The 21,316-nt window shown below is 68.3% G+C and carries 18 protein-coding genes; 8 read left to right on the plus strand and 10 right to left on the minus strand.

What is annotated here, in order from left to right:
• Positions 1-12 precede the first annotated feature (12 nt).
• Positions 13-540, plus strand: coding sequence for a DUF962 domain-containing protein (locus AB4851_RS19710; RefSeq protein ID WP_414451146.1), 528 nt, complete (start codon positions 13-15; stop codon positions 538-540).
• Between the two features lie 7 nt (positions 541-547).
• Entirely contained in the window at positions 548-1,594 is a 1,047-nt protein-coding gene (locus tag AB4851_RS19715; RefSeq protein WP_414451897.1) for a 2-dehydropantoate 2-reductase, read from the plus strand.
• A gap of 25 nt (positions 1,595-1,619) precedes the next feature.
• Here AB4851_RS19715 and AB4851_RS19720 read toward each other — a convergent pair whose 3' ends face one another.
• The 3 genes from AB4851_RS19720 to AB4851_RS19730 all read right to left on the minus strand — a co-directional run bounded on the left by AB4851_RS19720 (position 1,620) and on the right by AB4851_RS19730 (position 6,248).
• Positions 1,620-2,867 (minus strand): EAL domain-containing protein, encoded by a 1,248-nt coding sequence (locus tag AB4851_RS19720; protein ID WP_414445648.1) that lies wholly within the window; start codon positions 2,865-2,867, stop codon positions 1,620-1,622.
• Positions 2,868-3,280: 413 nt separating this feature from the next.
• On the minus strand, positions 3,281-4,714 hold the full coding sequence (gene mdtD / locus AB4851_RS19725; protein WP_414451147.1) for a multidrug transporter subunit MdtD: 1,434 nt from the start codon (positions 4,712-4,714) through the stop codon (positions 3,281-3,283).
• 301 nt (positions 4,715-5,015) lie between these two features.
• Positions 5,016-6,248, minus strand: a complete 1,233-nt coding sequence (locus tag AB4851_RS19730; RefSeq protein WP_414451148.1) for a citrate/2-methylcitrate synthase — start codon at positions 6,246-6,248, stop codon at positions 5,016-5,018.
• 131 nt (positions 6,249-6,379) lie between these two features.
• Between AB4851_RS19730 and AB4851_RS19735 the strand changes: the two genes are divergently transcribed.
• A complete protein-coding gene (locus AB4851_RS19735) occupies positions 6,380-7,798 on the plus strand; it encodes a CoA transferase (protein ID WP_414451149.1) in 1,419 nt (472 codons plus the stop codon).
• 84 nt (positions 7,799-7,882) lie between these two features.
• Here AB4851_RS19735 and AB4851_RS19740 read toward each other — a convergent pair whose 3' ends face one another.
• A complete protein-coding gene (locus tag AB4851_RS19740; RefSeq protein WP_414451150.1) occupies positions 7,883-8,629 on the minus strand; it encodes a GntR family transcriptional regulator in 747 nt (248 codons plus the stop codon).
• Positions 8,630-8,758: 129 nt separating this feature from the next.
• Here AB4851_RS19740 and AB4851_RS19745 point away from each other — a divergent pair, with 129 nt between their 5' ends.
• Complete coding sequence (locus AB4851_RS19745) at positions 8,759-9,601, plus strand: aldo/keto reductase (protein WP_414451151.1); 843 nt, start codon at positions 8,759-8,761, stop codon at positions 9,599-9,601.
• Between the two features lie 24 nt (positions 9,602-9,625).
• Here the strand turns inward: AB4851_RS19745 and AB4851_RS19750 are convergent, their stop codons facing one another.
• Entirely contained in the window at positions 9,626-10,672 is a 1,047-nt protein-coding gene (locus AB4851_RS19750) for a HoxN/HupN/NixA family nickel/cobalt transporter (RefSeq protein ID WP_414451152.1), read from the minus strand.
• 161 nt (positions 10,673-10,833) lie between these two features.
• Between AB4851_RS19750 and AB4851_RS19755 the strand changes: the two genes are divergently transcribed.
• Complete coding sequence (locus tag AB4851_RS19755) at positions 10,834-11,286, plus strand: MarR family winged helix-turn-helix transcriptional regulator (RefSeq protein ID WP_414442901.1); 453 nt, start codon at positions 10,834-10,836, stop codon at positions 11,284-11,286.
• A 4-nt stretch (positions 11,287-11,290) separates the two neighbouring features.
• On the plus strand, positions 11,291-12,601 hold the full coding sequence (locus AB4851_RS19760; protein ID WP_414451153.1) for an MFS transporter: 1,311 nt from the start codon (positions 11,291-11,293) through the stop codon (positions 12,599-12,601).
• Between the two features lie 129 nt (positions 12,602-12,730).
• Here the strand turns inward: AB4851_RS19760 and fusA are convergent, their stop codons facing one another.
• The 4 genes from fusA to AB4851_RS19780 all read right to left on the minus strand — a co-directional run bounded on the left by fusA (position 12,731) and on the right by AB4851_RS19780 (position 16,961).
• The gene (gene fusA / locus AB4851_RS19765; protein WP_414442899.1) at positions 12,731-14,842 is read right to left on the minus strand and encodes an elongation factor G; all 2,112 of its coding nucleotides are present in this window, start codon (positions 14,840-14,842) and stop codon (positions 12,731-12,733) included.
• 393 nt (positions 14,843-15,235) lie between these two features.
• On the minus strand, positions 15,236-15,745 hold the full coding sequence (locus tag AB4851_RS19770) for a DUF192 domain-containing protein (RefSeq protein ID WP_414442898.1): 510 nt from the start codon (positions 15,743-15,745) through the stop codon (positions 15,236-15,238).
• A gap of 182 nt (positions 15,746-15,927) precedes the next feature.
• Positions 15,928-16,134: a hypothetical protein gene (locus AB4851_RS19775; protein WP_206129959.1), complete on the minus strand. Its 207-nt coding sequence runs from the start codon at positions 16,132-16,134 to the stop codon at positions 15,928-15,930.
• Positions 16,135-16,382: 248 nt separating this feature from the next.
• A complete protein-coding gene (locus AB4851_RS19780; protein WP_414442897.1) occupies positions 16,383-16,961 on the minus strand; it encodes a pseudouridine synthase in 579 nt (192 codons plus the stop codon).
• Positions 16,962-17,194: 233 nt separating this feature from the next.
• Here AB4851_RS19780 and icd point away from each other — a divergent pair, with 233 nt between their 5' ends.
• Together icd and AB4851_RS19790 are read left to right on the plus strand one after the other, a co-directional pair.
• Positions 17,195-18,448, plus strand: a complete 1,254-nt coding sequence (icd, locus tag AB4851_RS19785) for an NADP-dependent isocitrate dehydrogenase (protein WP_414442896.1) — start codon at positions 17,195-17,197, stop codon at positions 18,446-18,448.
• Positions 18,449-18,618: 170 nt separating this feature from the next.
• Positions 18,619-20,847, plus strand: a complete 2,229-nt coding sequence (locus tag AB4851_RS19790; RefSeq protein ID WP_414451154.1) for an NADP-dependent isocitrate dehydrogenase — start codon at positions 18,619-18,621, stop codon at positions 20,845-20,847.
• 185 nt (positions 20,848-21,032) lie between these two features.
• Here AB4851_RS19790 and AB4851_RS19795 read toward each other — a convergent pair whose 3' ends face one another.
• Positions 21,033-21,260: a hypothetical protein gene (locus AB4851_RS19795; protein ID WP_414442894.1), complete on the minus strand. Its 228-nt coding sequence runs from the start codon at positions 21,258-21,260 to the stop codon at positions 21,033-21,035.
• Positions 21,261-21,316 lie beyond the last annotated feature (56 nt).

Genomic DNA, 21,316 nt, shown 5'->3' on the forward strand with positions numbered 1-21,316 from the left:
GAGGCAGACACGATGAAGACACTGGTCGATCAACTCGCAAACTACGCCGCGTATCACCGCGATACGCGCAATATCGTCACCCACTTGTTCGGCATCCCGATGATCGTCGCCGCGGTGGCCGTGCTGCTGTCGCGGCCGGCGGCCGGCGCGCTGGCCGGCGTCGCGTTGAGCCCGGCGCTGGTGGTGGCCGTGGCCGCCGCGCTTTACTACCTGCGGCTCGACCTGCGCTTCGGCGCCGCCATGAGCGTGCTGCTCGCGCTGACGCTCTGGCTCGGCCAGGCGCTGGCCGCCGAGCGCACCGGCGTGTGGCTCGCGGCGGGCATCGGTTTGTTCGTGGCGGGGTGGGTGATCCAGTTCGTCGGTCATGCGTTCGAGGGCCGCAAGCCGGCCTTCGTCGACGACGTCATCGGCCTGGCGATCGGGCCGCTGTTCGTGGTGGCGGAGCTCGCGTTCCACGCGGGCCTGCGCCGCGAGGTGCGTGACGCGATCGAGCGGCGTGTCGGCCCGCAGCGTCACGGGCCTCACGGCGCACGCGTCTGACCCGACCATGACCCGGCTCGCGGTGTTCGGCGCGGGCACCATCGGCTGCTATATCGGCGGCCGGCTTGCGGTCGCGGGCGGCAATGTGCGCTTCGTCGGCCGCGCCGACACCGGGGACATGCTGCGCACCCACGGGCTCACGCTCGACGATTACTTCGGCCGCGAGGCGCAGGTCGCGCCCGAGCGGATCGATTTCCACACCGACGCGCGTGCGCTGGCCGATGCCGACGTGGTGTTCGTGACGGTGAAATGCACGGCGACGCCGGCCGCGGCCGCCGCGCTCGATCCGGTGCTGCGCCCCGGCACGCTCGTGATCAGCTTCCAGAACGGCGTGCGCCAGGCCGATGCGTTGCGCATCGCGCTGCCGGCGCGCACGGTGCTCGCGGCGATGGTGCCGTTCAACGTGATGGCGCGCGGCAACGGCGTATTCCATCAGGGCTCGGGCGGCCAGCTCGTGGTGGAGGCGTCGCCGCGGCTCGACGCCATCAACGACGTGTTCGACCGCGCGGTGCTGCCGCTGCGGCATTGCGAGAACATCCTGCCGGTGCAATGGGCCAAGCTGCTGTTCAACCTCAACAACGCGATCAACGCGCTGTCGTGGCTGCCGTTGCGCGAGCAACTGGGCCAGCGCGATTACCGGCGCTGCCTCGCGCTGGCGCAAACCGAGGCGTTGCGCATCCTGCATCGTTCGGGGATTCGGCCGGCGTGGCTCACGCCGTTGCCGCCCGGCTGGCTGCCGGCGGTGCTGGGGTTGCCCGATGCGCTGTTCGCGCGATTCGCGGGGCCGATGCTGTCGATCGATCCGCATGCGCGCTCGTCGATGGCCGACGATCTCGCCGCGGGCCGCCAGACCGAGATCGACTGGCTCAACGGCGAGATCGTGCGGCTGGCGGCGGAATCGGGGATGCGCGCGCCGGTCAATGAGCGGCTGCGCGAGCTGGTGCGGCTGGCGAGCAGCGATCGTTCGCACACGCGCTGGCGCGCCGATGCCTTGCTGCATACGTTGCGCGACGCGGCGGATGAGCCGCCGCCGCTGCCCGCCGACCAGGCCTGAGCCTGGCCTGAGCGGGCGCCGCGCGTTACCAGTTGATGTCGACGCAGAGCACCTGCATGCCGCTCGTGCGCACGGCGGCGATCGAGGCGGTCACGCACAGGTGCGCCTCGTTGATCGACAGATAGGGCGGCGTCACGCGCACGCTGCCCGGCGCGCGCATCGCCTCGATGAAGTACGGCCGACGTTCCCAGCTCGCGCCCTCCGAATGCAGCAACGGCCTGAAGCGCTTGGCGCGCTGCGAGGCGCGGGTGCGCGGCAGCACGTTGTCGCCGATCTGGCGGCCCGAGGCGTCGAGCAGGAAGCAGCGCGCCGCGTCGGGCAGCGCGAGCAGGTCGGCGGCGGCCGTGCCGATATCCTGTCCGGCCGCGATGCGCGTGCTGGCCTGTTCGAGCGCGGCCACGTACGGCGCGAGCCGCGCATGCTGGGTGCGCTCGCGCTCGGCCACGCGCAGCCGCAGCGCGGCCGACAGCGTGTCCATCGAGCCGGCCGCCGCCTGCGGCTGCACCGGCTCGACGCTCGGCCCAGAAAAATACGTGCCCTGCACGAAATCGACGTTGCATTCGAGCGCGATCAGCGCCTCGCGCTCGGTCGACAGCCCGCCCATCAGCACCAGTTGCCCCGATTCGTGCAGCAGCGAGACCAGCCCCGGCAGCACGCGTTCGAGGTGCGAGTGCTCGCTCGCCTGGGCGAGAATGCCGCGGTCGAGCGCGACGATATCGGGATGCAGATGCCAGACGCGATCGATGTTCGAATGCTTCGCGCCGAAGCCGCCCAGCGCGATCAGGAAGCCGGCCTTGCGCAGGCCGTCGACGATCGCGCCGAAGCGCGGCGTGTCGCCACCGGCCTGCTCGGGCACTTCGAGCACCACGCGCTGCGGCGGCAGGCCCAGGGTTTTCAGGTTCGCGAGCAGCGCGTCGCCGTAGATGGTGTCCATCAGCGCGGCCGGGTGCAGGCTCAGGAAGAGCCATTCCTCGTGGCTGTCGAACGCGTGGAAGTTGCCCAGATGCAGCGATTCCGCGAGCCGGCCCAGTTCGAGCAGGTCACCGCGCCGCGCCGCCTGCGTGAACACTTCGTGCGACGGCACCTGCGCGCCGTCGGCGCCATGCGCGCGCAGCGAGGCGTGATAGCCGATCGCGCGGCGGTGCGAGACCGAGAACACCGGCTGGAACACGCTGAACACGGTGTAGTCGCCGTACAGCACGGTGCGCCGGTTGCCGTCGTCGCCCGCGACGGGGCGCGGCGGCTGGAAGCCGGGAGGATCGATATCGATCATGGTCGTCATGGTGCGGCGGGGAAGAGGGTGACAGTTTACCTAGCACCGGTGAACGAGCAAGAAACATGCGCGGCGGACGTGCCGCATGCAGCCGTTGTGCAACGCTCGCGCGGGTGGGTGCCGGCGACGTGCATGGTGCGTTTGCACCGAGTTGGTGCGGTGATGCGGGCGCGGTCGTGCATGGCGCGGCGCTGCCGGTCGGCTTCGATGTCGAGCCGGATGTCGCGCCGGGCGAGGCTTTTCCGGCTGCGCCGGGGCCCCGGGTTCGCGGTCGAGTTCCCGGCCGAGTTCTGCGCCGAGTTCCTGCCGAATCCCCACTGAATCCCCACTGAATCCCCACTGAATCCCCCGCCGAATCCCCCGCCGAATCCCCCGCCGAATCCCCCGCCGAATCCCCCGCCGCTCGTCCCGATTTACGCCCGTTCCGACGGATCGGTCTTCTTCGCCGTGCTGCCGCGCACGTCAGGCGAGAGCTGCGCGAAGATCCACGCCGAGCACGCGGTGATGATGCCCACGCACACGAACGTGGCGTGGAAGGCCGGCAGCGTGTGGGTGGGCGTCACGCTGTGCATCACGCCCGTGAACGTGGCGAGCAGCGCGCCGGCCACCGTCACGCCGAGGCTCATCGCCAGCATCTGCACGAGCGAGAACAGGCTGTTGCCGCTGCTCGCGCCGCCGGTGCCGAGATCCTTGAGCGTCAGCGTGTTCATCGCCGTGAACTGCATCGAGTTGAAGCCGCCGAACACGGCCAGTTGCAGCACCTGCAGCCACAACGGCAGGCGGTCGCTGATCAGCGCCATGCTGGCCATCATCAGCCCGACCATGATGGTGTTCAGCAGCAGCACCTTGCGGTAGCCGTGGCGCGTGATGAGCTGGGTGATCAGGCGTTTCGAGAACATCCCGGCGGCCGCCACCGGCAGCATCATCAGGCCGGCCTCGAACGCCGAGTAGCCGAGGCTCACCTGCAGCAGCAGCGGAATCAGGTACGGCATCGCGCCGCTGCCGATCCGCGCGAACAGGTTGCCGAGCAGGCCCACGCTGAACGTGTGGATCTTGAACAGGTCGAGCGGAAACAGCGGATGCGGCGCGCGCACCGCGTACAGCCCGTAGGCAACGAACGCGGCGAGGCCGAGGATCATCAGCACCAGCACGGCGCCGTGGTCCATGCCGAGATCGGCCAGCCCGTCGAGCGACAGCGATACCGCAATCATGCCGATCGTCAGCAGCAGGTAGCCGCGCAGGTCGAAGCGGCCCACCGCCGGGTTGCGCGAATCGGGCATCGAGTAGTAGGTGGCCAGGCAGCCGACCACGCCCACCGGCACGTTGATCAGGAAGATCCAGTGCCACGAAGCGATCTTGACGAGCCAGCCGCCGAGCGTCGGGCCGATCAGCGGGCCGATCAGGCCCGGGATCGCGACGAACGACAGCGCCGGCAGGTAGCGCTCGGCCGGGAACGTGCGCAGCACGGCGAGCCGCCCGACCGGCAGCAGCATCGCGCCGCCCACCCCCTGCGCGACGCGGAACCCCACCAGTTGCGGCAGCGTGTGCGCGTTGGCGCACAGCAGCGAACTGGCCGAGAAGATCAGGATCGCGCTGAAGAACACCCGGCGCGTGCCGAATGTGTCGGCCAGCCAGCCCGAGACGGGGATCATCACCGCCATCGTCAGCGAATAGGCGATCACCACCGATTGCATGCGCAGCGGCGATTCGCCGAGGCTCGCGGCCATCGACGGCAGCGCCGTGTTTACGATGGTGGAGTCGAGCGTCTGCATGAAGAAGCCGGTGGCGACGACCCACAGCATCACGGTCAGGGACGATTCGCTCGGAGCGGCGGGGGGACGGGACATGGGTGGGGTTCGGAGTCGCGGACAGCCGCCATTGTAGGAAAAAGCGCAGTGGTCGCGCAGGAAGATCGTGGCGGGCGGAGGGACTTGCGCGACTGAAGTACTGACGTGACGAAGCGACGAAGCGACGAAGCGATGGACGCGACCGACGCGACCGATGTGGTCAACACGGCCGACGCAACGGACTTAACGGACTTAACGGACACAACGGACACAACGGACACAACGGACACAACGGACACAACGGACACAACGACTGCAACCGAATGTGCCAATGCGACCAAAGCGCCTGCCTACCACCCGCTCACCCGCCCGGCGCGTCGCTGCCCACATAGCGGGCGCGTGGGCGGATCAGCTTGCCGTCGCGCTGCTGCTCCAGCGCGTGCGCGATCCAGCCCGCGGTGCGCCCGGCCGCGAACAGCACGAAACCTGCGCCCTCGGGCAGCGCCAGCACGCGTTCGATCAGCGCGAGCGCGAAATCGACGGTCGGCCGTTCGCCGGTGGCCGCCTCCACGCGCGCGGCCACGGCCAGCCCCTGGCGCAGCGCCGCTTGCGTGCCGGCGTGCTCGCGCAACATGTCGATCAGCGCGATGCAGCGCGGATCGCCTTCCGGGTAGAGCGGATGGCCGAAGCCGGCGAGCCGGGTGCGGCCGCCGTCGTCGCGCTCGTCGTGGGCGAGCCGGATCGCGAGGTAGCGGTCGAGGTCCGCCGCGCGCGCGGCTTCCTCGAACAGCGCCCGCACGCGTACCGTCTCGCCGCCGTGACGCGGCCCCGACAGCGCAGCCAGGCCGCCCGCGATCGCGCCGAACAGATGCGTGCCGGTGGAGGCGATGCAGCGCACCGCGAAGGTCGAAGGGTTCAACTCGTGATCGGCGCACAGCACCATCGCGGCGCGCAGCAGGCCGGCCGCCTTGCCGCCGCGCAGGCCCCAGGCGGCGGCCAGTTGGCGGTGCGCCGGCTGCGCGGAAGGCGTCGTGCCCGCCAGCGCTGCGAGCGTGGCACGCAGCAGCGCGACGGCCACGTCGATCTGCGCGTGCGGCCCGCTCGCCCAGACGCGCGGCAGGCGCGCGGCGGCGGCCGGCAGCATGACCAGCGCGCGGTCGAGCGGCGGGCAATCGGCCCAGTCGTGCAGCCAGCGCTGCCATTGCGCGGCGTCGATGCCGTCGAGCGCGGGCTCGGCGGCGAGGCGCGCCGGCTCGCATTCCCACAGCAGCGCGGCGGTGTCCTCCAGCGAGGCGCGCCCGGCCAGCTCGACGGCATCGTGGCCGCGATAGCGCGGGCGGCCGTCGGCGATCCGCGTGATGCGCGATTCGAGCACCGGCACGCCGAAATCGAGCGAGCGCTCGGCCACGCCGCCCGCGCGTTTCGCGTCGGCGCGGCGGCGCGCCAGCAGCGTGACCTCGTCGGCATCGTAGTGGCGGCGCTTCGAGCGGCCGTCGGGATAGGACGCGAGCAGCCCGCGGCTGACATAGGCGTAGAGCGTGGGCAGGCTCACGCCGAGCTGGCGGGCGGCGTCGGCGGCGCTGATTCTGGGCATCGGCAGGCTCCGGCGCGCAGTCGTGCGCGCATAACCGAACAAATCTGTATGTATTGATTCGGGCCATCAAGATTGATCGCCCCGGTAGCGCGATTCTAGACTCGTCGCACCCCTTATGAACGGAGCAGACGATGGAGCCACGACAAGCCTTGCAGACCCTCTGGCAACTGGCGGACGGCGATCCGGCCGCGTTGGCGCGCGTCGATTTCGACGCGGGCGCGGGAGACCCTGGGCTGCCGTCGGTGCATCGCGTCGGCACGCTGGCCCAGGCCACCATTGCGGCGGCCGGCCTGGCCGCCGCCGAGTGCGACCGCTTGCGCACCGGCCGCGTGCAGCGCGTGGCGCTTTCGCAGGAGGCGGCGCTGGCCGCGTTTCGCAGCGAACGTTACCTGCGCGTCGATGGCCAGCCCGCGCCCGACCCGCGTGATCCGGCCACCGGCTTCTACCCGACCCGCGATGGCCGCTGGATTCAGTTGCACGCGAATTTTGCGCATCACCGGCAGGGCATCGTCGCCGTGCTCGGCTGCGCCGACACGCCCGAAGCGATCGCCACGGCGATCCTCGGCCGCGATGGCGCCGAACTCGACGCCACGCTGGCCGACGCGGGCCTGTGCGCGGCATTGATTCGCACCCCGGACGAATGGGCCGCGCTCGACGCGGCACGCGCGCTCGCACGCCGGCCGCTGTTCGAGATCGAGCGGATCGGTGACGCGCCACCGCGCCCGATCGGCCGCGCCGCGCGCGATGGCGCCCCGCCGGCGCGGCCGCTGGCCGGCACCCGCGTGCTCGATCTGACGCGCATCATCGCCGGGCCGGTGGCCGGGCGCACGCTCGCCCAGCATGGCGCCGACGTGCTGCTGGTGAACGGCCCGCATCTGCCGAACATCCCGGCGCTCGTGATCGACAACGGCCGCGGCAAGCGCTCGGCGCACGTCGATCTGCGCAGCAACGAAGGCCAGGCCACGCTCGACGCGCTGGCCGGCGGTGCGGACGTGTTCCTGCAGTCGTACCGGCCCGGCGCGCTGGCCGCGCGCGGTTTCGGCGACGACGCGCTGGCGCATCGGCATCCGGGCATCGTCAGCGTGTCGGTGTGCGCTTACGGCTATGACGGCCCGTGGGCGACGCGGCGCGGCTTCGACAGCCTCGTGCAGTCGGCCAGCGGCATCGCCTGGCACGAGCAACGCGCGGCCGGCGCCGACGGCCCCGTGCATCTGCCGTGTCAGGCGCTCGATCATGCGACGGGCTACCTCGCAGCGTTCGGCGCGATGATCGCGCTGGCGCGGCGCGCGACCGAGGGCGGCAGTTGGCGCGTGCGCGTGTCGCTGGCGCAGACCGGCCGCTGGCTGCAATCGTTCGGCCTGGTGGACGGCGGGCGCGCGGTGCCCGATCGTTCGCTCGACGACGTGCGCGATTACCTCGATACACCGCTCGCTTCGCCGTTCGGCGCGGTGCAGGGCGTGCGGCCGGCCGAGCGGCTCGACGCCACGCCCGCGCATTTCGCGCGGCCGCCGGTGCCCCCCGGCACCGATGCGCCGGCATGGCTCGATTGATCGGTGTGAATCGATAAAAAGGGCGGCGCGGCACGCACGGAAATTGCGCGCTGCGAGGGCGATGCGTCGGCCGCCAGCGGGGGCTTACTTCCGCAATTCCACGACGAAATCGTAGTAATCGTTGCGGCAGTACGTGTCGGTCAGTTCGATCGCGCGCTGGTCGTGGGTGTAGCCGATGCGCGTGATCAGCAGCAGCGCGTCGTGCGGCGCGATGCCCATCTGCGCGGCGATCTCGTCGCTGGCGTTGACGGCGCGGAAATGCTGCAGCGCCCGCACGATCGGTGTGCCGCGCTGTTCGAGGTAGGAATAGAGCGAATCGCCGATCACGGCGGGATCGGGAATCAGCGTGGCCGGGAACGTGGAGTTCTCGACCGCCATCACGATGCCGTCGGCGAGCCGCAAGCGCTTGAGCCGCGTGACCGAGGCGGCCGGCGACAGCCCGAGCTGGATCACCTCGTCGCGGTTGGCCGGCTGCACGCTGCCCGCGATCCAGCGCGAGCTGGGCGTGAAGCCGCGCCGGCGCAGCATCTCGCTGAAGCTCGACAGCCGCGAGAGCGGATCTTCATAACGCGGCTGGATGAAGTTGCCGGCGCCGTGCGTGCGGCGGATCAGGCCTTGCTCGACGAGCAGCGCGATCGCCTTGCGGGCCGTGATGCGCGACACGCCGAGCGCCTCCGACAGCACGCGCTCGGATGGCAGCGCTTCGCCGGCCGACCAGCGGTTGTCGTGGATCGCCTCGCCGAGCTTGCGCGCGAGTTGCAGATAGAGCGGCGTATCGTTGTCCGGGTCCGGGCGCAGATCGTGCCAACGGTCTTCCGTCGATGGCTTCATGAGGGCGGCGTGAAACAGGGTGGGGGCCATTTTATGTCATCGCGGACCGCCGTTATAGCCCGGCGATCCCTGCCATGAATCGCTACACTGGCCAGCCCGGCCTGTTGCCGGATCACCCGCGAGGACGAGATGGCGAACACTACCGATACGATCGCGCTGCCCGACGGCGAGCGCGTCGCGAAGCTCGGGCAGGGCACCTGGGAAATGGGCGAGCGGCCCGCGCGCCGCGCCGCCGAGATCGCCGCGCTGCGCGCCGGCATCGAACTGGGCATGACGCTGATCGATACGGCCGAGATGTACGGCGACGGCGCGACCGAAGAGTTGGTGGGCGAGGCGATCGGCGGCCTGCGCGATTCGGTGTTCCTGGTCAGCAAGGTCTATCCGCACAACGCCGACCGCCGCCGCATGATCGCGTCGTGCGAGGCCAGCCTGAAGCGTCTGGGCACCGATCGCCTCGATCTGTATCTGCTGCATTGGCGCGGCGGCGTGCCGCTCGACGAAACGCTCGAAGCGTTCGATGCGCTGCGCACGGCCGGCAAGATTCGCCATTGGGGCGTCAGCAACTTCGACACCAGCGACATGGAAGAACTGGTGGCCGCCAACGGCGCGGGCTGCGCGACCAACCAGATCCTCTACAACCTGGCACGGCGCAGGCCGGAATTCGACCTGCTGCCGTGGCTCGCGACACGCCACATGCCGGCCATGGCCTACAGCCCGATCGATCACCAGCGCTTGCCGCGCGGCACCGTGCTCGACGAGATCGCGGCCGAGCGCGGCGCCTCGCCCGAGCAGGTGGCGCTGGCCTGGGTGTTGCGGCGTGAGGAGGTGCTGGCGATTCCGAAAGCGGGCACCGTCGAGCATGTGCGCGCGAACCGCGCCGCGCTCGATCTGGTGCTCGACGACGCGGCGCTGGCGCGGCTCGACGTGGCGTTCAGGCCGCCGCGCCGCAAGCAGCCGCTCGAAATGCTGTAGACGCAGCCGCGCGCCCGCGCTCGTTCAGGCCAGTTGCGAGCTGGCGCGGCGCCAGCGGTGGAACAGGATCGAGCCGACCCAGCACACCAGAAACAGGCCGACGATGCCGTAGCCGATCGCGCCGAAGCGATCGTTGATGGCGCCCACCAGGTCCCACACGCCGCCTGCCAGCCCGAGCTTGTCGGCCACCAGGCCGAGCGCCTCGACGCCGCCGATCACCAGCGCCACCGCCGCCGACACGAACGTGATGCTGAGGTTGTAGGCGAGCTTGCGCTTCGGGTCGTCCATCGCCCAGCCGTAGGCGTGCACCATCAGCACGTTGTCGGTCGAATCGATCAGCGTCATGCCGGCCGTAAACAGCGCCGGGAACACCAGCACCGCGTGCAGCGGCAGCCCCTGGTTGGCTTGCGCGGCGGCGATCGCGAGCAGGCCGATTTCGGTGGCGGTGTCGAAGCCCAGGCCGAACAGCAGGCCGACCGGATACATGTGCGCGCTCTTCGTGACGAGCCGGAACAGCGGGCGCAGCAGACGCGTCAGCAGGCCGCCGGCCGGGTGGTGATGGGCATCGCCCGGGTGTGCGTCATGGTCGTCGTGTGCACCGTGACCGTCTTGACCGGTGCCGGCGCGCGCACGGCGGTAACGGCGCCAGATGTCGCGCAGGATCACGAGGTTGATGATCGCCAGCACCAGCAGGAAACTCGCCGAGACGGCCGTGCCGATCGTGCCGCCGACCGCCTTGAAGGTGTCGAACTGCGTGCGCAGCGCGAGCGCCGTGACGGCGATGCCGAGCGTCGCGACGATCACGATGGTCGAATGGCCGAGCGAGAAGAACAGGCCCACCGAGAACGGCCGCTTGCCGTCCTGCATCAGCTTGCGCGTGACGGTGTCGATCGCGGCGATGTGGTCGGCGTCGACCGCGTGGCGCAGCCCGAAGCCGTAGGCGAGCGCCGCGGTGCCGAGCAGCAGCGGATGGTCGTGCAGCGCCACCAGCGCCCAGATCCAGGCGGCGAGATTCGCGCCCAGCAGCGCGGCATAGAGCGTGAACAACTGGCGGCGGGGCGAGGTCGGCATGATCGGACGGAGCAGGGTGGGCGGCTGGGATGCGGGCATTCTGACACGAGCAAAAATCCGGTGGTATGACCGGACGAGCCGCTGCGCGCGGCTCGGCGGGGTTGAAGCAGGATGTGCAGTTTAGCTGTGCAGTTTTCCTGTAGAAGTGCTATCGTGCGCCGATGTCCCGATCCTCCGAATCTCCCATCGCCCCCGAGCCCGCCCATCTGGCCGGCGACCTGCGCATCGCGCTCGCCCGGCTGATGCGGCGGTTGCGCGAGCAGGGCCGCGCCGGCGATTTCACGTCGTCGCAGCGCTCGGTGCTGCTGCGTCTGGAGCGCGATGGCCCGTCCACCGTGTCGGCGCTGGCGCGCGCGGAGAGCGTACGGCCGCAGTCGATGCGCGCCACGGTGGCCGCGCTGGAAGCGGCCGGCGCCGTGAGCGGTTCGCCCGACCCGGCCGACGGCCGCCAGACGCTGATGCAACTGACCGATACGTTCCGCGCGCGCTTGCAGGCGAGCCGCGCCGCGCGCGAGGATTGGCTGGGCCGCGCGCTCGACGCGCGCCTGTCGGCCGCCGAGCGGCGCGAGCTGGCGGCGGCCGTGGCGCTGCTGCAGCGGCTCGCCGAGGACTAGCGCGATGGCGATGAACCTGGCCCGCTCGTTCCGTTCGCTGCGCAATCCGAACTACCGGTTGTGGGCGGGCGGCGCGCTGGTGTCGAACGTCGGCACCTGGATGCAGCGCACCGCGCAAAGCTGGCTCGTGCTGACCCAGCTCACGCATCACGATGCGTCGGCGGTCGGCATCGTGATGGCGCTGCAATACGCGCCGCAGATGCTGCTGCTGCCGTGGACAGGCTACGCCGCCGATCACTTCGACCAGCGCAAGCTGCTGCGCGTGACGCAGGCGCTGATGGGCCTGATCGCGCTGGCGCTCGGCGTGAGCGTGGTGGCCGGCGTGGTGAGGCTCTGGCATGTCTATCTGTTCGCGCTGCTGTTCGGCAGCGTGGCCGCGTTCGATGCGCCGGTGCGGCAGACCTTCGTCACCTCGCTGGTCGGCGACGCCGATCTGGCCAATGCCGTCGCGCTCAATTCCACCGTGTTCAACGCCGCGCGCATGATCGGGCCGGGCGTGGCCGGCGCCGTGATCGCCACGGTCGGCACCGGCTGGGCGTTCGTGCTGAACGGCCTGTCGTTCGGCGCGGTGCTGCTGTCGCTGTCGCGGCTGAAGGTGTCGGCGCCGCCTGCGGGGGCGCGGCCGCGGCGCGCGCAGGGCGGGCTGGCCGCGGGCCTCCATTACGTGCGCGGCCGGCCCGATCTGGTCGCGATCCTCGTCATGCTGTTCCTGATCGGCACGTTCGGGCTCAACTTCCAGATCTTCATTTCGACGATGGCCGTCGACGTGTTCCATACCGGCGCGAGCGGGTTCGGGCTGCTGTCGTCGATCATGGCGATCGGCACCATCGCCGGCGCGCTGGTGGCCGCCGGCCGCGACCGGCCGAGCCTGCGCACGCTGTTGTCGGGCTGCCTGCTGTTCGCGCTCGGCTGCGTGTGCGCGGCGCTCGCGCCGGGCTTCTGGATCTTCGGCGCGATGCTGGTGCTGACGGGCATCGCTTCGCTGACCATCACCAATTCCTCGAACAGCCTGATGCAGTTGTCGACCGAGCCAGGCATGCGCGGGCGCGTGACGGCGCTGCGTGTCGCGGTCGTGATGGGCGGCACGCCGATCGGCGCGCCCATCGTCGGCTGGATCGCCGACCGCTGCGGGCCGCGCTGGGCCTTGGGCGTGGGGGCGGCAGCCGGGGTGGTGGCCGCCTGGGTGGCGTGGCGAGCGATGCAGCGGCAGGCGCGGGAGGCGGATGAGGCGGCGGCCGTGGCGGCCGGTCATCGCATCATCGATGTCGTCGAGGCCGAGCCGGCCGATGAACCGCCTGCGCCTCGCCGGCGCTGATCCCGCCGCCGAAATACCCAGGCACAGACGAAAAAAAGCCCGTCCACACGGGACGGGCTCGATCCTGCCGATGGGCCGGCCGCCGCTCGCGCGGCTGCACCGGCCTGAGCCAGGCGATGCGCGCGGGGCTTAACGGCCCTTGGCGCTGATCACCGCTTCCGACACGTTGGCCGGCGTTTCGGCGTAGTGCTTGAACTCCATCGTGTAGGTCGCGCGGCCTTGCGTGGCCGAGCGCAGCGAGGTGGAGTAGCCGAACATCTCCGACAGCGGCACCTCGGCGCGCACGACCTTGCCGCCGCCGCCCGCGATGTCGTCCATGCCCTGCACGATGCCGCGACGGCTCGACAAATCGCCCATCACGTTGCCCATGAAATCCTCGGGCGTTTCCACCTCCACGGCCATCATCGGTTCGAGCAGCACCGGCTTGGCGCGCCGCATCGCTTCCTTGAACGCCATCGAGCCGGCCATCCGGAACGCGTTTTCGTTCGAGTCCACGTCGTGGTACGAGCCGAACGTCAGGTGCACCTTGACGTCGACGATCGGGTAGCCGGCCAGCACGCCGCTCTTCAGCGTGTCCTGGATGCCCTTGTCGACCGCCGGGATGTACTCGCGCGGAATCACGCCGCCCTTGATCTCGTCGAGGAACTCGTAGCCCTTGCCCGGATTCGGCTCCAGCGTCACCACCGCATGGCCGTACTGGCCGCGCCCGCCCGACTGCTTGACGAACTTGCCCTCGACATCCTTCGCGGTGGTGCGGATGGTTTCGCGATACGCCACCTGCGGCTTGCCGACCGTGGCCTCCACGCCGAATTCGCGCTTCATCCGGTCGACCAGGATTTCGAGGTGCAGCTCGCCCATCCCGGAGATGATCGTCTGGCCCGATTCCTCGTCGGTCTGCACGCGGAACGACGGGTCTTCCTGCGCGAGACGGTTCAGCGCCAGGCCCATCTTCTCCTGGTCGACCTTGGTCTTCGGCTCGACGGCCTGCGAAATCACCGGCTCGGGGAATTCCATGCGCTCCAGGATGATCGGCGCGTTGACGGCGCACAGCGTGTCGCCGGTCGTCGCGTCCTTCAGGCCGACCGCCGCGGCGATATCGCCGGCGCGCACTTCCTTGAGCTCCTTGCGCTCGTTGGCGTGCATCTGCAGGATCCGGCCCAGGCGTTCCTTCTTGTCCTTGGTCGCGTTGAGCAGCGTGTCGCCCGATTCCACCACGCCCGAATAGACGCGGAAGAAGATCAACTGGCCGACGAACGGGTCGGTCATGATCTTGAACGCGAGCGCCGAGAACGGCTCGTCGTCGCTCGGGTGACGTTCCGCCGGCTTTTCCGGGTCGGCGTAGTCGTGGCCGAGAATCGCGGGCACGTCCACCGGCGACGGCAGATAGTCGATCACGGCGTCGAGCATGGCCTGCACGCCCTTGTTCTTGAACGCGCTGCCGCACAGCATCGGCACGATTTCGTTGGCCACCGTGCGCTTGCGCAGCGCGGCCTTGATTTCATCCTCGGTCAGCGATTCCGGGTCCGCCAGGTATTTCTCCAGCAGTTCCTCGCTCGCCTCGGCGGCGGCCTCGACCATCTTCTCGCGCCACTCCCGCGACAGCTCGACGAGGTTCTCCGGGATCTCCTCGTAGGTGAACTTCACGCCCTGGCTCTCGTCGTCCCACAGGATCGCCTTCATCTTGACGAGGTCGACCACGCCCTGGAAGTGATCCTCGGCGCCGATCGGAAGCTGGATCGGCACGGCCACGCCCTTCAGGCGGTCGCCGATCTGCTTCTGCACGCGCAGGAAATCCGCGCCGATGCGGTCCATCTTGTTGACGAACGCGATGCGCGGCACCTTGTACTTGTTGGCCTGGCGCCAGACGGTTTCCGATTGCGGCTGCACGCCGCCCACCGAGTCGTAGACCATGCACGCGCCGTCGAGCACGCGCATCGAGCGCTCGACCTCGATCGTGAAGTCGACGTGCCCGGGGGTGTCGATGATGTTGATCCGGTGTTCGGGATAGTTGCCGGCCATGCCTTTCCAGAACGCGGTGGTTGCGGCCGACGTGATCGTGATGCCGCGTTCCTGCTCCTGCTCCATCCAGTCCATCGTGGCCGCACCGTCATGCACTTCGCCGATCTTGTGGCTCACGCCGGTGTAGAACAGGATGCGCTCGGTCGTCGTGGTCTTGCCGGCGTCGATGTGAGCGCTGATCCCGATATTTCTATAGCGCTCGATGGGGGTTTTGCGGGGCACGTGAACCTCCTGATGGTTCCTGGATGAGTCGGAGCCGGCCGAGATGGCCGGGTCGGCGACAACTTGCAAGCCTTCAAGCATAGCTTGTGCTGGTGGCTTTTGCAGATGAGGGCGTGAGCGGGCGATTCAAGCGGTGGCGCGCGGCGGGTGCGGGGGCCGGGCGAATGGCCGGCGAGCCGTGCGGGGCGGGCCTGACGGGGGATTCGGCTAAGCGCGATCAGGGAGGGCGTCGCGCTGGCCGGCGAGAAACCGGCACGCCGGCAGGGGCAAGCGCGAGCGGGGAAACTGCGATCGCGGGCCGGCAGCCGACGTGAAAACGGCGGCACGCCCGGCCGGAACCGGTGCGTGCCGCCGTCATGCGAACGGGCGCGCGTGGCGGAAAACCGGGCGGGCTTATTGCGCCGCCGGCAATCCGTCGATCTTCATGCCGGGCTTGATGCCCTTGGCGGTGAACCAGCCCTTCGGCATTTCGAGCGCATAGACGCCGTTGTTGCGCGGGCAATGGTTGTCGGTGGTTTCGGCGCGCATCTCGTCGATGTCGGTGATCGTGCCGTCGGCGCGGATGAACGCGATCGACAGCGGGATCAGCGTGTTCTTCATCCAGAAACAATGGACCGCATTCTCGTTGAAGACGAACACCATCCCTTCGTTGGGCGCGAGCTGGCTGCGGTACATCAGCCCCTGCTCGCGGTCGGCCTCGTTCGCGGCGACGCCGGCGTCGATCACGAACATGCCGACCCGCAGCTTCGCGCGCGGGAATTCGTTCGGCTGCTTCGCGCCCGGCGGGATGCCGTTCGACTGGGCGAAGGCGGGCGCGATGCCGCCGGCGGCCAGCGCGAGCGCGACGGGGAACACGGCGGCTCGCGCCAGGCGGGCGAGCGAAGAGCGCGGGGAAAATCGCACGACGAAACTCCTGAACGGGTAATCGAGGGCTGCATGGTACGCGATGCGCGCGGCCCGGTGCAGCATGCGCGGGCTCGTTGGCGGGCCCATAAAGAAAAAGGCAGATCGCCTTGCGGGGATCTGCCTTTCAACAGCGTGGAAGCCGAACGACAGGCCTCCGACGTTGCTTACAGCCTGCTTACTTAGTTCGAAGCAGCTGCCGGTGCTGCTGCGTCGCTTGCAGCTGCCTTCTTCTTTGCGTGCTTCTTGGCAGCGTGGTGCTTCTTGTGCGTAGCCTTCTTCGCCGGAGCCGAAGCGGCTGCCGGAGCAGCAGCTTCCGGTGCCGAAGCTTGTGCGAATGCAGCCGTTGCGAACAGGCCAGCGACCAGAGCGGCGATCAGTTTGTTCATTTTTTGTTTCCTCAGCTTTAGTTAATTAACCAATGACCCGGCATAGGAGTCAATTCGTCTAACGAGGCCATCCACCTTTCGGTTGACAGACGCGACAGGAAATTTTTCCTGGCGCTGCGGACACGGCTGCGGGCGGCGTCGCGAACGACGGTGTTACCGCGGCTTGGCGCCAATGCCGGATAGCTCGGTCGGCATCTGCTTGTCTTAACGGCTGCTCGGAACGATCGGTTGACGCGTTCACGAAACTTTCATGCGTCGGAGGCAAAACCGTCCCAGGGCGCGCGCGGCGGCAGCGCGGCGGTCTCGCCGGGCGCGAGGCCGAGCGCGAACAGGTCGAGCGCGCCGATGCCGACGCGCACCAGGCGCAAGGTCGGGAAGCCGACCGCCGCGGTCATGCGGCGCACCTGGCGGTTCTTGCCTTCGGTGATCGACAACTCGATCCAGGTGGTCGGGATCGCGGCGCGGTAACGCACCGGCGGATTGCGTGGCCACAGCGATTCGGGCGGCTCGACGTAATCGGCGCGACACGGCTTCGTTACATAGTCGCCCAGGTCGACGCCGCGCGCGAGCGCCTTCAGCGCGGCCGCGTCGGGCGCGCCGTCGAGTTGCGCCCAGTAGCGCTTGACGAGCTTGTGGCGCGGTTCGGCGATGCGCGCCTGGAGCGCGCCGTCGTCGGTCAGCAGCAGCAGGCCCTCGCTGTCGGCGTCGAGCCGGCCGGCCGGGTACACGCCGGGCGTGTGGACCCAGTCGCCGAGCGACGGCCGGGTTTCGTGCGCCGAAAACTGGCAGATCGTGCCGAACGGTTTGTTGAGGGCGATCAGGGGCATGAGGGAAGCTGGGCGGGGCTCGCCGCGTCGTATGGCAAATGGCGGAATCTTAATGCATAATACGGAACGCCAAGTCTTTTGTCTTATATAAGACTTGATGGTCGACGGTGTGGCGAGGGCGTCTCGTGCCGTTGCATGCGGTCCGGGCGCTAGAATAGCGGCAACGTTTTCTGTGCATCAGCCAGGCAACCACACGCTTTTTCAATCAGCCCAGCCATTCACTGGAGTCGACCATGCCGTATCAGCACATCGTGGTCCCGGCGGGCGGTGACAAGATCACCGTCAACCCGGACTTGACGCTCAACGTATCCGATCAGCCGATCATCCCTTACATCGAGGGCGACGGCGTCGGCGTCGACGTCACCCCGGTGATGCTGAAGGTGGTGGATGCCGCCGTGGAAAAGGCCTACGGCGGCCAGCGCAAGATTCACTGGATGGAAATTTTCGCGGGCGAGAAGGCCACGCGGGTGTACGGCCCCGATGTCTGGCTGCCGGACGAAACGGTGCAGGTGGTGCGCGATTACGTGGTCTCGATCAAGGGCCCGCTCACCACGCCGGTCGGCGGCGGGATCCGCTCGCTGAACGTCACGCTGCGCCAGGAGCTCGATCTCTACGTGTGCCTGCGCCCGGTGCGCTACTTCAAGGGCGTGCCCTCGCCGGTGCGCGCGCCGGAGAAAACCGACATGGTGATCTTCCGCGAGAATTCGGAAGACATCTACGCCGGCATCGAGTGGCCGGCCGAGTCGGAGCAGGCCAAGAAGGTGATCCGCTTCCTGCGCGAGGAAATGGGCGCCAAGATCCGTTTCCCGGAAAGCTCGGGGCTCGGCGTCAAGCCGGTGTCGCGCGAAGGCACCGAGCGGCTGGTGCGCCAGGCGATCCAGTATGCGATCGACCATGAGCGCAAGTCGGTCACGCTGGTGCACAAGGGCAACATCATGAAGTACACCGAAGGCGCGTTCCGCGACTACGGGTACGCGTTGGCCAACAAGGAATTCGGCGCCGAGCTGATCGACGGCGGCCCGTGGATGCGCCTGAAGAGCCCGAAAACGGGCGCCGAGATCGTCATCAAGGATTCGATCGCCGATGCGTTCCTGCAGCAGATCCTGCTGCGCCCGGTCGAATACGACGTGATCGCCACGCTGAATCTGAATGGCGACTATATTTCCGATGCACTGGCCGCGCAGGTCGGCGGCATCGGCATCGCGCCGGGCGCGAATCTGTCGGATTCGATCGCGATCTTCGAGGCGACCCACGGCACCGCGCCGAAGTACGCCGGCAAGGATTATGTGAACCCCGGCTCGGTCATCCTGTCTGCAGAGATGATGCTGCGCCACCTCGGCTGGACCGAGGCGGCGGATCTGATCATCGCGTCGATGGAGAAGTCCATCCAGCAGAAGCGCGTCACGTACGATTTCGCGCGGCTGATGGAAGGTGCGACGCAGGTGTCGTGCTCGGGCTTCGGCGGCGTGATGATCGAAAACATGTAACCCAACGCGGTATTGCCGGAGCGATCCGGCCGCCCCGGCGCGAGGCCGATCTCGCCGGGGTGCAAAAGAGGTTGTCGGCTCTGTTGCGCGGTCGGTGCGAAGGCGGCCCTGGTTGGTTCGCTGTCAGCGATCTCCTGTCAATTTTCACGTAGCAACGCATCAAACCAAACATGTCCACCTCGTCCAAGATCATCTATACCCTCACCGACGAAGCCCCGGCGCTCGCGACCTATTCGCTGCTGCCGATCGTCAAGGCTTTTACCCGCTCGTCGGGCGTCGCCGTCGAAACCCGCGACATCTCGCTCGCCGGCCGCATCATCGCCGTCTTCCCCGAGGCGCTGACGCCCGAGCAGAAGATCAGCGACGACCTGGCCGAACTCGGCCAGCTCACGCTGAAGCCGGAAGCGAACATCATCAAGCTGCCGAACATCAGCGCATCGGTGCCGCAGCTCAAGGCCGCGATCGCCGAATTGCAGAAGCAAGGCTACAAGGTGCCGAGCTATCCCGACGAAGCCACCACCGACGCCGAAAAGGACGTCAAGGCCCGTTACGACAAGATCAAGGGCAGCGCCGTGAACCCGGTGCTTCGCGAAGGCAATTCGGATCGCCGCGCGCCGCTGTCGGTCAAGAGCTACGCCCGCAAGCACCCGCACAAGATGGGCGCCTGGGCGTCGAGCTCGAAGTCGCACGTCGCCTCGATGAGCGAAGGCGATTTCTACGGCAGCGAGAAATCGGCGCTGATCGGCACGGCCGGCAACGTCAAGATCGAACTGACGACCGCCGACGGCACGAAGAAGGTGCTCAAGGAAAAGACGGCCGTGAAGGTCGGTGAAATCATCGACGCATCGCTGATGAGCCGCGCCGCGCTGCGCAGCTTCCTCGAAGCGCAGGTCGCCGACGCGAAGGCCCAGGACGTGCTGTTCTCGGTCCACCTGAAGGCCACCATGATGAAGGTGTCCGATCCGATCCTGTTCGGTCAGGTCGTTTCGGTGTTCTACGAAGACGTGCTGACCAAGCACGCCGACGCGCTGGCCAAGATCGGCTTCAACCCGAACAACGGCATCGGCGATCTGTACGCCCGCCTGAAGGACCTGCCGGCCGAAACGCGCGAAGCGATCGAAGCCGACATCAAGGCCCAGTACGAAAAGCGCCCGCACCTGGCGATGGTCAACTCGGACAAGGGCATCACGAACCTGCACGTGCCGAGCGACGTGATCGTCGACGCCTCGATGCCGGCGATGATCCGCGATTCGGGCGGCATGTGGGGCGCCGACGGCAAGCTGCACGACGCCAAGGCCGTGATTCCGGACCGCTGCTACGCCGGCGTGTACCAGACCGTGATCGAAGATTGCAAGAAGCACGGCGCGTTCGACCCGGTCACGATGGGCAGCGTGCCGAACGTCGGCCTGATGGCGCAGGCGGCCGAAGAATACGGTTCACACGACAAGACGTTCCAGATCCCGGCCGACGGCACCGTGCGCGTGACCGACGACGCCGGCAACGTGCTGCTCGAGCACGCCGTCAAGACGGGTGACATCTGGCGCCTGTGCCAGACCAAGGATGCTCCGGTGCAGGATTGGGTCAAGCTGGCCGTGAACCGCGCCCGCGCCTCGAACACGCCGGCCGTGTTCTGGCTCGACGCGAACCGCGCCCACGACGCGCAGATCATCAAGAAGGTCGAGCAGTACCTGAAGGATCACGACACCAACGGTCTCGACATCCGCATCCTGCCGCCGGTCGAAGCCACGCAGTTCTCGATCGATCGCATTCGCGCCGGCAAGGACACGATCTCGGTCACCGGCAACGTGCTGCGCGACTACCTGACCGACCTGTTCCCGATCATGGAACTGGGCACCAGCGCGAAGATGCTGTCGATCGTCCCGCTGATGGCCGGTGGCGGCATGTTCGAAACGGGCGCGGGCGGCTCGGCACCGAAGCACGTTCAGCAGTTCAACGAGGAAGGCTTCCTGCGTTGGGATTCGCTCGGCGAATTCCTCGCGCTGGCCGCCTCGCTCGAACACCTGGGCAACCAGTACCACAACCCGAAGGCGCTGGTGCTCGCGAAGACGCTCGATCAGGCAACCGGCAAGTTCCTGGACGAGAACCGCTCGCCGTCGCGCAAGGTCGGCGGCATCGACAATCGCGGCAGCCACTTCTACCTGAGCCTGTTCTGGGCGCAGGCGCTGGCGGCGCAAACGGAAGATGCGGAACTGGCCGCGCAATTCGCCGGCGTTGCCAAGACGCTGACGGAAAACGAAGCCAAGATCGTCGAGGAACTGGGTGCGGCGCAGGGCAAGCCGGTCGATATCGCCGGTTACTACCGTCCGGACGTCGAACTGACCAGCAAGGCAATGCGCCCGAGCGCCACGCTGAACGGCGTGATCGACGCGATCGCCTGAGTGCGGGCATGACGCAGTAACCGCGGCAGCCGCGACGTGCGCCTTGAGCGTGCGAGCGAGGGCCGCATGAAACACGGCGCGTGGGTGGGCTTCACCGCACGCGCCGCAGGTCGGGCCGATCGCAGCATGGGATCGGCTGGCCAGGCGGGAGGCCGCGCAGCGATGCGCGCGCCTCCCGTTGCCGTTTACACATGGACGATCTCCCAATCGTCGATCTGCTCGGGGATCTCGAGCGTCGAGGTATCCACCTCGTCGAGCGCCGGGCAGTTCACGCCGCGCGCCAGGTAATCCACCGCATGCTCGGGGCTCTGGAATTCGCCCAGCGAGTCATTGCCGAACGTCGCTTCCCAGCCGTCGTTGCCCGGCAGGATGTAGAACGACCCCTGGTCCGATCCGTAACGAAAACCCTTCATGTCACACCTCCGCTTGCTAGTCGAAAAATAATCGGGTGCTGGTCCGCCCGAGGGCG

The organism is Burkholderia sp. 22PA0099, from assembly GCF_047497165.1.
Taxonomy (GTDB): Bacteria; Pseudomonadota; Gammaproteobacteria; order Burkholderiales; family Burkholderiaceae; genus Burkholderia.

Excerpts from the sequence above, each read along its gene's own strand:
- AB4851_RS19750 (WP_414451152.1), bottom strand. The coding sequence starts at position 10,672 with ATGCCGACCTCGCCCCGCCGCCAGTTGTTCACGCTCTATGCCGCGCTG.
- AB4851_RS19715 (WP_414451897.1), top strand. The coding sequence starts at position 548 with ATGACCCGGCTCGCGGTGTTCGGCGCGGGCACCATCGGCTGCTATATC.
- AB4851_RS19710 (WP_414451146.1), top strand. The coding sequence starts at position 13 with ATGAAGACACTGGTCGATCAACTCGCAAACTACGCCGCGTATCACCGC.
- AB4851_RS19795 (WP_414442894.1), bottom strand. The coding sequence starts at position 21,260 with ATGAAGGGTTTTCGTTACGGATCGGACCAGGGGTCGTTCTACATCCTG.
- icd (WP_414442896.1), top strand. The coding sequence starts at position 17,195 with ATGCCGTATCAGCACATCGTGGTCCCGGCGGGCGGTGACAAGATCACC.
- AB4851_RS19755 (WP_414442901.1), top strand. The coding sequence starts at position 10,834 with ATGTCCCGATCCTCCGAATCTCCCATCGCCCCCGAGCCCGCCCATCTG.
- AB4851_RS19790 (WP_414451154.1), top strand. The coding sequence starts at position 18,619 with ATGTCCACCTCGTCCAAGATCATCTATACCCTCACCGACGAAGCCCCG.
- AB4851_RS19735 (WP_414451149.1), top strand. The coding sequence starts at position 6,380 with ATGGAGCCACGACAAGCCTTGCAGACCCTCTGGCAACTGGCGGACGGC.
- AB4851_RS19775 (WP_206129959.1), bottom strand. The coding sequence starts at position 16,134 with ATGAACAAACTGATCGCCGCTCTGGTCGCTGGCCTGTTCGCAACGGCT.
- mdtD (WP_414451147.1), bottom strand. The coding sequence starts at position 4,714 with ATGTCCCGTCCCCCCGCCGCTCCGAGCGAATCGTCCCTGACCGTGATG.
- AB4851_RS19760 (WP_414451153.1), top strand. The coding sequence starts at position 11,291 with ATGGCGATGAACCTGGCCCGCTCGTTCCGTTCGCTGCGCAATCCGAAC.
- AB4851_RS19730 (WP_414451148.1), bottom strand. The coding sequence starts at position 6,248 with ATGCCCAGAATCAGCGCCGCCGACGCCGCCCGCCAGCTCGGCGTGAGC.
- AB4851_RS19720 (WP_414445648.1), bottom strand. The coding sequence starts at position 2,867 with ATGATCGATATCGATCCTCCCGGCTTCCAGCCGCCGCGCCCCGTCGCG.
- AB4851_RS19745 (WP_414451151.1), top strand. The coding sequence starts at position 8,759 with ATGGCGAACACTACCGATACGATCGCGCTGCCCGACGGCGAGCGCGTC.
- AB4851_RS19740 (WP_414451150.1), bottom strand. The coding sequence starts at position 8,629 with ATGAAGCCATCGACGGAAGACCGTTGGCACGATCTGCGCCCGGACCCG.
- AB4851_RS19780 (WP_414442897.1), bottom strand. The coding sequence starts at position 16,961 with ATGCCCCTGATCGCCCTCAACAAACCGTTCGGCACGATCTGCCAGTTT.